The organism is Methylomusa anaerophila (assembly GCF_003966895.1).
GTDB lineage: Bacteria > Bacillota > Negativicutes > Sporomusales > Sporomusaceae > Methylomusa > Methylomusa anaerophila.
The window spans coordinates 2,922,571-2,934,791 of record NZ_AP018449.1 but is presented as its reverse complement, the minus strand read 5'-3'; the positions used below and the strand labels follow the sequence as shown (position 1 = coordinate 2,934,791).

The window sequence follows — 12,221 nt, the reverse complement described above, 5'->3', positions numbered from 1 at the left end:
CTCCGAAGCGGATTCAACAAGTTAGGCGCCAATTCACACCATCCACTGGCTCTCTGAACCCTTCCCCTGTTTACTGTTCTTCATCAAAGCGTTTCATCAATGTATGTGATTCATGATCAATTGTACTATGGGTCCGGACATCTGTCAATTCATTTCGCCCAGACAATCATGTTAAATTTTATTAAACCCCGCCGAATTTTCGGCTCACTCTTTGCTCTCAGCATCATTGCCGGTAATTTCTTCGTGACCCCGTTGCGGCCGGGACTTGCCAAACAACATTTCGCGATGCCTGTACCTTAGTTTTTTGATAATGCTGCCGTCTTCGCTTCTGAAAGCATGGATAATCTTATCAAGCACATCAACAAAACAGTAGCCGCGCTTTATCGAATTCATCAAATCCTGATTCATCTGCGCCAGCAATTTTGCATAGGCAGCAAATTCAATTGCCGCCACGCTGATCCTTTGCCGGAAAATACTATACTTCCAGGCTTCATAGGCCACAACAGCCGGGAGCATCAGGGCCAGCGTAATACTCATGATTTTTAACGTTAACGGATTGGAAGCCGAGTTATATATATCGAGACTCCACACCGGATTAAGGCTTGATACCATGATCCGCGGGAACAGGCCGGTAAATACAGCCATAGTCAGCGCGATAATGGCCAGGCTGCTGAAAATAAAGCTTCCCATATAACGCTCATCCTGCAGATAGTGCTTAATCATGAATATTGCCATTACCGTTGCCGGCAACAGCCCCCATACAGGCAGCTTATCCATCAAATCAGTATAGACAAAGGTTAGAACGGCAAACAGCGAGGAAACCGCCAGTGTATATTTCCCTAGCCGGAGCCCGGTTCGTTTGGCCCGGCAAGCAAGAGGCCCTGCCAGTTTTACAGTCAGGTAGGCCGCTCCCTGCAATACAAACAAGAGCACAAAGGCCAAACCACCCGTTAATGTATATGGGCTCAGCAAGTCCAGAAAGCCGCCGGCGTACTGCATGTCGGCGTCAATTGGCAGCCCTTGCGGCAGGCTGGCGATAGCCACGCCCCACAGCAAGGCGGGAATCAGGCTGCCGGCAAACATGGACCAGTCCCAAAAACGACGCCATGTCCGGCTATTCTCTTTGTCGCGAAATTCAAAAGCCACGCCGCGCAGAATCAGTGAGGTCAATATGAGAAACAGCGCCAGATACAATCCGCTGAAGAAGGTGGCGTAAGCGTTGGGGAAACCGGCGAACAACACCGCGCCGGCGGTGATCAGCCATACCTGGTTCCCCTCCCAAACCGGCGCCAGGGTTTTGATCATCGCCTGCCGCTCGCCGTCTGTTTTCCCCAGGAACGGCAACAGCGCGCCGACACCGTAGCCGAACCCTTCCAATACTAAAAAACCGGTAAACAGCACGCCAAATAAAATAAAACATATTGTATTCAAATCCATAATTACACCTTTGCCAAAAGCTATAGTTGCCGGCTAATCATCAGGCCCGGCCACAATAATTTTTCGTCCGACGTATAAGGCGGCTGCCGCCACCAGCCCATAGACGGCGACATACCCAAGCAAGGAAGCCCAGAGACTCACCGCGGGCACAATTTTCGAAACGCCCTTTGCAGTGAGCTGCAGGTTGTAAACAAGCCAGGGCTGCCGCCCCATCTCAGCTACAAGCCACCCGGCGGCAGTGGCGAGATACGGCAGCGGCAAACTCCAAATGACGGCTTTCAGCAGTACAGGACAAGCCACAATGCCATTGGTTTTCCAGTACCAAAGACAAAGTACGGCAATGAACAACAGCCAAAACCCGCTGACGACCATAACCCGAAAACTCCAGAACAACACAGTGACAGCCGGAATGTAGTACCCGGGGCCATAGGCTGCTGTATACTCGTCCTGTAAATCCTTCATTCCCTTGACGGGAGTATTCAGACTATTATAAGCCAGCAAAGACAGCAGCCCCGGCGCCACCACCTGGAGGAAATTGTTTTGCCGGTCTTCATCAACGACGGCGGCAACAACCAAAGGCGCCCTTTCTGTGGTATTCCAGATGGCTTCGGTAGCTGCCAGCTTCATCGGCTGCACGGCGGCGAGGTATTGATTATAAAAATGCCCGGTAACAATCACCAGGACGGTAGCGACCACGGCGCAGATCATTCCTATTTTGAAGGAAGGCTGGAACAAATCCAGCCATCTTTGCTTCAGCAAATAATAAGCGCTGACCGCCATCAGAAAAAAGCCGGCTGTCACCAGACCGGACAGGACAGTGTGAGAATACTGGTAAAAGAGATACGGATTGAATATGAGAGCTGTGAGATCATTTAATTCCAGCCGCCCGTTCCGGAGTGTGTAACCGACAGGATGCTGCATGAAAGAATTGGCTGCCAGAATCCAGAAAGCCGAATAATTGGCTGCCAACGCCACCAGCCAGACAGCCAGCAGATGAACTCGTTTAGAAGTCTTATCCCAGCCATAGACCCATATGCCGATTGCTATTGATTCCACAAAAAACGCGGTCAGGGCCTCAAAGGCCAGCGGCGAACCAAATATACTGCCGGCAAACCGGGAATATTCCGACCAGTTCATGCCGAACTGGAACTCATTCACCAGACCGGTCATAATACCCACGGCATAATTGACTACAAACAGCTTGCCCCAAAACTTGGCCATGGCTTTATAATTCCGATTGCCGGAGCGGACATAGCAAGTCTCCATGCAGGCTATTAAGATAGACAACCCTAAGGTAAGGGCGACAAACCAGAAGTGATAGGTGAGAGTTATGCCAAATTGCCAGCGTGCTAAGGTTAAGGCCGTGTTATCCATTCTCTCCCTCAAAACAGCAGATTCCGCTATAACGTAAGACTCTGCCGGCCACTACGGCGCAGGTTCAATCGGTTCACCGCCAGGACAAACGGCTTATCAGCGTCCGATAGCTGGAAGATTAGCATTTTGGGGGCAAAGTTATATAGTGTCACAAACGAGTTGTCCGTCCTGTGCCCAACCAGCAAGTTCATAATCGCTAAATAGTAGTATTTACCCCCTCCCGTCAATTTATGTGAATAACCGAGGCTGACTCCTTATTGGGAAAATAAATCCATTGACATAAATCTATCTTATAGCCTATTTTCTTTCTCCTTGTCTTATGTTACAATTACAATGTAGCAATGTAAAATATTAGCAAAGGAGCAAATTTATGCGCCGTATTTTGCAATGTAAGAAAACTATTGTAACTTTGTCCCTTATTTTTTCCGTCCTGTCAGTGGCCATTTTCCCTTCGGTTACCCAGGCCATTGGTCTTGGGGATATATTCAAAGTCGGTGGAGTAGGATTTGTAGTTGACCGCATCGCCAAACCTTTGAACAATTTTATTAATTCGTTGATGGCGAAGCAAGGAGCAGCTACCGATTATGCCACTAAAGTGGTACCCATCATTTCCGTTGGTTCCAGTGGACATATTGGGGCTGCGCAAGTAACCGGGGATCAGGACTTAGTTGACAGAACCAAGGCAGTTCTTCAAATTGAGGGTGATTTTAGCGGACTTCGCGTAAAGGCTCTCGTCCCCATCGACAGCGAAAACCCGCTTAATTTTTCTCGGGTTAATGGGGTTGGTGTTTCCGCTGTTGTGGATATTCGCATTTAGTGGATATTCGCTTTACACATTTACATTGATAAAAAATACCGGACGTTCATTAATGAAGGTCCGGTATTTTTTATCAATATTAAAAATTTAAAAAGCAATAAGGCTTCCGTTAACGGAAGCCTTATTGCTTTTTAGCTAAAATACAACTAATAAATTTTAATGTCAAGCTTTCTTTACATCAAGCCATCATGTATGCATTGAAAAAAATAATGCCGATTTGTTATAATTAATTAGACATAATTCTACATATTTTTGATAATATAGTGTCATTTGCTATTATTCGCCATTACAATAAGTTTATCTGTAGTTATATTAGTTAGCTGGTTTGTTTGTTAATTGATATGGAAAGGACTTAGTTTATATGTTCGCAAAAACATTATCCGCGTTGACTACCTTACCAATAGGGCTGTTGCTGCTCACATGCTTTCTGTTTTCGCGAACTGCGGCAATACCCGCCTCCTTATCCGCCATCCTGGAAAATTTGTCATACATTATTTTTTTGGCAGGATTGATACTCAGTTGGCGGTTTAATCGCAGCCGGGTATTCTTTGTCATCACTATCCTGGGAATTAGCCAATATGTCCTTACCGGTTTTACACCGGCGGGGTTAGACAAGCAATTTTACTACAATACCGTGTTCTCGCTCATCAGTGTCCTGATTCCGGTTAACATCCTCTTTTTTTCCCGGCTTAAAGAACGCGGTATTTTTAGCGCCTGGGGTCTATTGAGTTTTGGATTCATTTTTCTGCAGTTCTTTTATATCGCCCTAATTGTTGTCACGCGGGATTTAGATCTTATTGCTCCCGTCAGCCAAATGCTATTGCCATTTAATCACGCCTTATTTACCGACTTTCTCAACCTGCCGCAAATATCGGTAATTCTTATTGCCTTTACCGGTCTTTTACTGATAATAAAACAATTCAATAATGCATCTCATCTTTATAATGCCTTGCTGTGTGTTCTTTTGGCTTCGGCCGCGGCTCTCCATTTCAGGAGTATTCCAGCCGCCATTCCCGTATTCTTTTCGGCATCCGGTATTATCCTGATAATCACTATCTTGCAGGATTCCTATTCCATGGCTTACCTGGATGAGCTCACGGGTATCCCCGGTCGGCGCGCTTTGAGAGAAGAACTGTTGAAGCTGAGCGGAAACTATGTGATTGCCATGCTTGATATTGACTTTTTTAAAAAGTTTAATGATACATATGGGCACGATGTGGGAGACGATGTACTAAAACTTGTCGCCTCAGTGATGCAAAATGTCGGCGGCGGCGGTAAACCTTTCCGTTACGGCGGCGAAGAGTTCACCGTTGTATTTCCTGGGAAAAGTGCCAATGAGGCTGTTTCTTGTCTGGAAGATTTAAGAGAGAAAATCGCCCAAACCGGCTTTACTCCTCAAAATAAAGACAAAAAGAAAAAGTGTGCCGCCAAACAGCTCTTTGTTACAATCAGTATTGGACTTGCGGAAAAAAACAAAAAAAACAAAACCCCTGACCAGGTCATCAAATCGGCTGATAATGCCCTGTATCGCGCGAAAAAGAAAGGGCGGAACTGTGTCAGCAAATAGTATTAGTAAATAATTGAATGACTAATGATAACCATTGACTTATCATAATATACAATTTATCCTTAAAATTGTAGGGAACTAAAAATATAGCAATAGCAAGGAGAAACATTCGGTGAAAAAAACAGTACTGATTGCTGATGATGAACTGCGCATGAGAAAACTGGTGGCGGATTTTCTCATGCGGGAAGGATACAACATTCTGGAAGCCGATAACGGCAAAGCAGCTCTTGAGATAATTTCCAATAAGGAAGTTGATCTGGTCATTCTCGATGTGATGATGCCGGAGTATGACGGGTGGACCGTATGCCGGGAAATTAGGAAAAAAAGCAACGTCCCCGTCATTATGCTTACAGCCAAAAGCGAAGAAGTGGACCAGCTTTTCAGTTTTGAAATCGGCGCCGACGAGTATATTACCAAACCTTTTAGTCCCAAAGTATTGGCAGCCAGAGTCAATGCCCTTTTTCGCCGGGTGGAAAGAGATAAGTCCACCTTGTACGGCGGTCTGGAAATTGACACTGCTGCCAGACAAGTACTAATGGACGGCCTTTCATTGGAATTAAGCCCCAAGGAGTACGAACTGCTGACTTACCTGGCGGAAAATAAGGGAAATGCATTAAGCCGCCAGCAAATTCTGGATCATGTTTGGAACTACGACTACTTTGGCGACTTAAGGACTGTTGACACCCATATTAACAGGCTAAGAACAAAACTTGGCGACAAAGGTAATCTCATCCAGACAATCCGGGGCTTTGGCTACCGGTTTGAGGCGGAAAAATAAAATGAAAACATCAATTCGCACCAAATTATTCATAGGAATCAGCGCTATTGTCCTGTCTTTTGTCTTAATGTCGTGGGGACTCACCATTCTTGGACTGGAAAAATTCTATGTGTGGCAAAAAAAAGCAAGTTTGATCGGCAGTGCCAAAATGTTTGATGATATATACCGGGGCGACCCGGAAGAAATATCCCTGGAACTGGAAAGATTAGGAAATACTCTCGGCGCAGTTCTCATAATAGTAGAGGAAAATGGTTTTGTAAAATACAGTTCTTTCGGTCGTATTATCAGCCAAAAAAGATTCGAGCGGCTCTCACCGCCGCAATTTTCCGCTGCAAACGGATTGTCCGACCAAAATGGGATATCGGCGCCGCCGATGCTGGGCCCACCCTCTACTATCTTAAAAAGCAGGGAATATATTAACAACAATTCAATATTGGAAATGCAGCAAGACCGTCAAGTTAAGATTGACTTTATGGTTCTGGGCTATCGTCTGAATAACCAGGATTTTCTCCTTATCCGGCAGCCATTGGCGCCTGTATCGGAGAGCGCCACGGTTGCCGGGCAGTTTATGCTCTTTACCGGTTTGCTGTCCCTGTTGGCCGGCGGAGCCTGGGCGTATGTCTTTGCCCGAAAATTTACTACTCCGATACTGGAATTGAATCAAATTGCCCAACATATGTCACAGCTTGACTTTTCCCAGAAATGCACCATTGCCCGGGGCGATGAGATCGGCGAACTTGGCAACAGCATCAATAATTTATCCGACCAACTGGATACAGCCATATCGGAACTCAACAAGAAGAATCGGCAACTAATGGCCGATATGGAAAAAGAGCGCAAGCTTGATAAAATGCGGAAGGAATTCGTTTCCAACGTATCCCATGAGCTTAAGACTCCCCTGGCATTAATCCTGGGTTATGCCGAAGGACTGAAAGAAAACATTGCCCGGGATGAAGAGAACAGAAATTATTACTGCTCGGTAATTATTGACGAAGCCGATAAAATGGATAGACTGGTAAAGGATTTACTTAATCTGTCTCAGATTGAATCAGGCACATATGACCTTTACCGCACCGACTTCAATCTTTCCATATTCTTACATGACATTATTCAAAAGTATCAGACCCTGTTGCAGGAAAAAGAAATTTTACTGGAAACAGAAATAGAGCCGGATCTGACTGTAAACGGCGACGTATTGCGTATTGAACAAGTGGTGGTAAATCTCTTCAACAACGCAATTGACCACGCTGGCTACGCAAAAATGATAAAAATATCGGCAGCAGACATAGGTGATCATATAAGGGTATATGTTTATAATACAGGAAATCATATACCGTCGGAAAGCCTTACTAAAATTTGGACCAGTTTTTATAAGGTAGACCAGGCCAGGACCAGGAACCATGGCCGATATGGGCTTGGTTTGTCTATTGTCCGCGCGATTCAGGATATGCACGGCAATGCCTACGGCGCCGAAAACGTCTTGGATGGCGTGACCTTTTGGTTCGATCTGACCAAACCCAATCTATAACGAATCTATAAGTATTTGTAACAAGAGCGTAACAATTCTCCTCCATAATAAAGAATTGAAAAAACCAATTTAGTTCCAATTTAAATTTAGGAGGGAATAAAATGAAAAATGACCTGACAAAAAAAATTATAAGCGGACTGGCTATCGGCTGCGTGGCAGTTGCACTCGGAGGGGCTGCTTTGGCTTATGACACGAAAGCGGCCCCGGCGCCGGGATCAAACTACAGTGCGCAGCAACACCCCGGGAAGTCACCTGCGGATATGAAACAGCATATGGCCGACAAACTTAACAAATTAGTAAATGACGGTGTGATAACCAAAGAACAGTCCACTGCAATTGAGAATTTTTTCGCCCAGAAACTGGAGCAGGGAAAAGCAGCCAGAGAAAAAATGAAAAACATGACTCCGGAAGAACGCAAGGCGTTTATGGAACAAAAGAAACAAAACCATCCTGATTTGACCGGGGAACTGGCGAAAGCTACGGGAATTTCGGAAGAGCAGGCCAAAGCGGTGGCAGATGCCCTGCGCCCGAAATTTGATCCCCAAGCCATGGAACAACACTTAACTAACCAACTGAACCAATTAGTGGCGGCAGGAACCATCACCAAAGATCAGTCGGACAAAGTTCAGGCTTTCTTACGCCAAAAATTTGAACAACATAAAGCCGACTTTGAGCAGCATAAAGCCGACAGGGAAAAAATTAAAAATTTGAGCCCGGAAGAACGCAAGGCGTTTATGGAACAGAAAAAACAGAACCACCCCGACCTGACCAACGAACTGGCCAAAGCCGCCGACTTATCGGCAGAACAGGCCAAAGCGGTAGCCGAAGCCATTCGTCCCCCGCATCATCACCATCCTAAAGGTGATGTAAAACCTGATACATCAAAACAATAACATCCCTATTTCCCCCATTAATTTGCACTGCCTACCTTACTGCCTATATTAAAGAAAAACCTTCAGAGTCAGATTCTGAAGGTTTTTTTCTATAAAAAAGGGGGTTTTGCCCGCGGAAAATTAATTTGATATAATAACAAGCAAGGTTGACGGAGGAGGAATGGAAGTGCGCCCAATTGATGTTGAGCAAATTACGCAGGTTTTGGCAAAAATGTGTATGGATGTGGCCTATTATTTACCGAAAGACATTTACGACGCCCTGGCCAGAGGACAACAAACCGAAGAATCTCCGCTGGGAAGGGACATTCTCGGTCAAATTGTTAAAAATGCCGATATTGCCCGGAATGAGGACCGTCCCATGTGCCAGGACACAGGCATGGCTATTGTCTTTATGGAAATCGGGCAGGATGTTCATTTTATTGGCGGCAATCTGGCCGAAGCAGTCAATCGAGGCATTGCCCAGGGATACATAGAAGGTTATCTTCGCAAATCCGTTGTCGGGGAACCTTTATTTAACCGGAAAAATACCGGCGATAACACCCCGGCGGTGCTGTATACTTCCATTGTACCCGGCGATAAAGTAAAGATTAAACTGGCGGCGAAAGGCTTTGGCAGTGAAAATAAGGGCGGCGTAAAGATGCTTGTGCCGGCTGACGGCGTGGAAGGTGTAAAAAAAGCCGTACTGGAAATCATCCTGCATGCCGGTGAAAACCCCTGTCCGCCGATAGTAGTGGGTATCGGCATCGGCGGAACTATGGACAAAGCGGCCGTATTATCGAAACAGGCGCTGCTCCGCCCCATCACCAAACGCAATGAACATCCGGCGTATGCTCAACTGGAAGAAGAATTGCTCACTTTGATCAATAAAACCGGCATAGGCCCGCAGCTTGGCGGCACTACTACCGCGCTGGGGGTAAATATCGAATGGTACCCGACCCATATTGCCGGCTTGCCGGTTGCCGTTACTATTTCCTGTCATGCCACCCGGCACGCCGAAATTGAATTGTAAGGAGACGCTGAGCTATGACTGAAAAGATCCGGATTACCACTCCCCTGACGGAAGAACAGGCCCGCAGGTTAAAAGCCGGTGACAGCGTGCTGATCTCGGGAACTATCTACAGCGCCCGCGACGCGGCCCACAAAGCCATGGTGGAAGCGCTGGAACGGGGTGAAAAACTCCCCATTGACTGGAATAATCAAATTATATATTATTTAGGGCCTACCCCGGCTAAACCGGGTGACCCGATCGGGTCCGCCGGTCCGACCACTTCCGGGCGCATGGACGCTTATACCCCGAAGATGCTGGAACAAGGTATCAAAGGGATGATTGGCAAGGGGTCACGGTCCGCTGCAGTAGTGGAAGCCATGAAAAAACACGGTGCGGTTTACTTTGCCGCCGTCGGCGGAGCTGCCGCCCTGATCGCCAAAACCATTAAAAAATATGAAGTCCTGGCCTATCCCGAACTGGGCCCGGAAGCAGTGGCGGCCCTGACGGTTGAGGACTTCCCGGCAATTGTGGCTATTGACACGGCAGGAAATAATTACTATGAAGAAGGACAGAGACGCTACCGGCGAATATAAAATTTATCTTGTATCTTGGCAGTTCATCATTTTAACTTAAGTTTGGCCAACGCATCGGCCAGAGCCGTGTTAATCGGCTCGGCGCCGGACTTTTTCTGTTCTTGGAGATATGCGGCCACATCCCGTTTGGAAGCCGTTGCCCCATCCTGCTTTTTGCGGGCCTGGAACGCGGCAAGCTTTTCGCGATGGCCGCAGCCGCAGACAAAAATACGGCCTTCGCCTTCGCCTCTGAGTTCCAGCTTTTTATGGCAGTTCGGGCAGCGGGCATTGGTAGTGATGGCAAGCATCTTGCGGCTGCCGCACTCCCGGTCCTGACAGATGAGCATTTTCCCCTTCTTGCCATTGACCTCCAGCATGTATTTGCCGCATTCGGGACATTTATTCCGGGTCAAATTGTCATGCCGGAAGGTCTCCTGGCTGTTTTTAATCTGGTGAACGACTGTTTTGGCATACTGCTTCATTTCGTTGATAAAGGCATTCTTGTTCAAGGATCCTTTAGCGATGGCGCCGAGCCGCTGTTCCCACTGGGCAGTGAGGGTAGGGGACTTTAGATCACCGGGAACAAGTTCCAGGAGTTGTTTGCCTTTGGCGGTGATGAAAATATCCTTACCCCTTTTCTCAATTGAAAAGCTGCTAAACAACTTCTCAATGATATCGGCCCGCGTGGCCACCGTCCCCAGTCCGCCTGTTTCCTCAATGGTTTTTTTCAGGGCTTGGCTTTCGTTTTCCATGTACTTTACCGGATTCTCCATGGCCGACAGCAGCGTCGCTTCGTTAAACGGCGGCGGCGGTTTGGTCTGGCCGGTGGTCAGTGAAACCTTGGACAGGCTGAGAAGATCACCCTGGTGGATTACCGGTAAGGTCTGCTCGGCAATACCATCAGTGGCCTCATCTTCAAATTGATTGTCATACACTTCTCGCCAGCCCGGGGCGATGATCCGTTTTCCCCGGGCAATAAAGAACTCCTGGCCGATTTGGGCTCTAATGGTAGTTTGTTCATACTCAAAAGGAGGATACAAAGCGGCGAAGAATCGTTTTATAACCAGGTCATAGACTTTTCTTTCCTTATCCGACAACGCGCCTAAATTGACAAACTGCTCAGTGGGAATGATGGCATGATGATCCGAGACCTTTTTGTCGTCCACAAAGTGACTGTTTGCTTTAATGGGATTTCTGGCAATCTTTAGCGCCATTTTGGCGTAAAAACCGATGCCGCAGGCGTTGACCCGGTCTTTGAGGGTCTCCACAATGTCGGTGGAGATGTAGCGGGAATCGGTTCTAGGGTATGTCAGCAACTTGTGGGTTTCATACAGCCGCTGCAAAATCGCCAGCGTTTCCTTGGCCGAATAGCCAAAAATCTTGTTGGCATCCCGCTGCAGTTCCGTCAAATCATACAATTGCGGTGAAAAGCTCTTTTTGGCAGCTTTTTCAACCCCGCTGACCCGGACTTGGGAATGATCTTTTTTTATATTGGCGACAATTGCTTCACAGCGCTCTTTGTCAAAGGTTTTATTGTCCTTGGTTTTACCATCCTGCCAGGTCAGGGCCAGTCCGCCTGCCACTATGGATATGCCGTAGAAAGTTCTTGGCTTAAAATTCTGAATCTCTTCCTCCCGTCTGGCAATGATAGCTAAAGTCGGCGTCTGCACCCTGCCGCAAGACAGTTGGGCATTATACTTACAGGTTAAGGCCCGGGTGGCGTTGATCCCCACCAGCCAATCCGCCTCCGACCGGGCGACGGCGGAAGCGTAAAGATTTTCATAATCTTTGCCCGGCCTTAACTTGCTGAAACCCTCTTTGATGGCCTTGTCGGTAACGGAAGATATCCATAAGCGCTTTACCGGTTTATTTACATGGGCCTTAGCCAATATCCACCTGGCCACGAGTTCCCCTTCCCGGCCGGCGTCGGTGGCAATAACAATCTCATTAACGTTTTGCCGGTTCATCAGTTCCTTGACGACGTTAAACTGCCTGGATGTCTGCCTGATCACCACCAGCTTCAAATCAGGCGGCAACATGGGCAGGTCTTCCAGCCGCCAGGCCTTGTAGCGTTCATCATAAGCTTCCGGGTCCGCCAATGTCACCAAATGCCCCAACGCCCAGGTAACAATATACTTTTCCCCTTCAAAATAGCCGTTCCCTGATCTATTGCACTGTAAGACTCTGGCCAAATCCTTGCCGACAGAAGGTTTTTCAGCCAGTACCAATTGTTTATTCATAGCCATTCTCCTCAAAGTGAAACAAAG

General features: G+C 47.2%; 10 protein-coding genes and 1 other annotated feature (1 of these 11 running past the window's edge). Of the genes, 7 read left to right on the top strand and 3 right to left on the bottom strand.

Translation table 11 applies throughout. The features are described 5' to 3' along the window. Positions 1 to 96 (bottom strand) — a binding site (T-box leader); it reaches 110 nt to the left of the window's first position. A 108-nt stretch (positions 97 to 204) separates the two neighbouring features. Both cydB and MAMMFC1_RS13200 read right to left on the bottom strand, forming a co-directional pair. Then, positions 205 to 1,431, bottom strand: a complete 1,227-nt coding sequence (gene cydB / locus MAMMFC1_RS13205; RefSeq protein ID WP_331852774.1) for a cytochrome d ubiquinol oxidase subunit II — start codon at positions 1,429 to 1,431, stop codon at positions 205 to 207. A 39-nt stretch (positions 1,432 to 1,470) separates the two neighbouring features. Continuing rightward, on the bottom strand, positions 1,471 to 2,811 hold the full coding sequence (locus tag MAMMFC1_RS13200; RefSeq protein WP_126308951.1) for a cytochrome ubiquinol oxidase subunit I: 1,341 nt from the start codon (positions 2,809 to 2,811) through the stop codon (positions 1,471 to 1,473). A 370-nt stretch (positions 2,812 to 3,181) separates the two neighbouring features. Between MAMMFC1_RS13200 and MAMMFC1_RS13195 the strand changes: the two genes are divergently transcribed. The 7 genes from MAMMFC1_RS13195 to MAMMFC1_RS13165 all read left to right on the top strand — a co-directional run bounded on the left by MAMMFC1_RS13195 (position 3,182) and on the right by MAMMFC1_RS13165 (position 9,975). Next, entirely contained in the window at positions 3,182 to 3,628 is a 447-nt protein-coding gene (locus tag MAMMFC1_RS13195) for a hypothetical protein (protein WP_126308950.1), read from the top strand. A gap of 499 nt (positions 3,629 to 4,127) precedes the next feature. Continuing rightward, the gene (locus tag MAMMFC1_RS13190) at positions 4,128 to 5,195 is read left to right on the top strand and encodes a GGDEF domain-containing protein (protein WP_158618767.1); all 1,068 of its coding nucleotides are present in this window, start codon (positions 4,128 to 4,130) and stop codon (positions 5,193 to 5,195) included. Positions 5,196 to 5,307: 112 nt separating this feature from the next. Then, positions 5,308 to 5,973 (top strand): response regulator transcription factor, encoded by a 666-nt coding sequence (locus MAMMFC1_RS13185; RefSeq protein ID WP_126308948.1) that lies wholly within the window; start codon positions 5,308 to 5,310, stop codon positions 5,971 to 5,973. A 1-nt stretch (position 5,974) separates the two neighbouring features. Continuing rightward, positions 5,975 to 7,501 carry a sensor histidine kinase gene (locus MAMMFC1_RS13180; RefSeq protein ID WP_126308947.1) on the top strand — a complete coding sequence of 509 codons (1,527 nt, stop codon included), beginning with the start codon at positions 5,975 to 5,977 and terminating at the stop codon, positions 7,499 to 7,501. Positions 7,502 to 7,602: 101 nt separating this feature from the next. Beyond that, on the top strand, positions 7,603 to 8,394 hold the full coding sequence (locus tag MAMMFC1_RS13175) for a hypothetical protein (RefSeq protein ID WP_126308946.1): 792 nt from the start codon (positions 7,603 to 7,605) through the stop codon (positions 8,392 to 8,394). Positions 8,395 to 8,560: 166 nt separating this feature from the next. Then, positions 8,561 to 9,403: a fumarate hydratase gene (locus MAMMFC1_RS13170; protein WP_126308945.1), complete on the top strand. Its 843-nt coding sequence runs from the start codon at positions 8,561 to 8,563 to the stop codon at positions 9,401 to 9,403. A 14-nt stretch (positions 9,404 to 9,417) separates the two neighbouring features. Next, entirely contained in the window at positions 9,418 to 9,975 is a 558-nt protein-coding gene (locus MAMMFC1_RS13165) for a Fe-S-containing hydro-lyase (protein WP_126308944.1), read from the top strand. A 26-nt stretch (positions 9,976 to 10,001) separates the two neighbouring features. Here MAMMFC1_RS13165 and MAMMFC1_RS13160 read toward each other — a convergent pair whose 3' ends face one another. Beyond that, complete coding sequence (locus MAMMFC1_RS13160; RefSeq protein ID WP_126308943.1) at positions 10,002 to 12,194, bottom strand: DNA topoisomerase III; 2,193 nt, start codon at positions 12,192 to 12,194, stop codon at positions 10,002 to 10,004. Positions 12,195 to 12,221 lie beyond the last annotated feature (27 nt).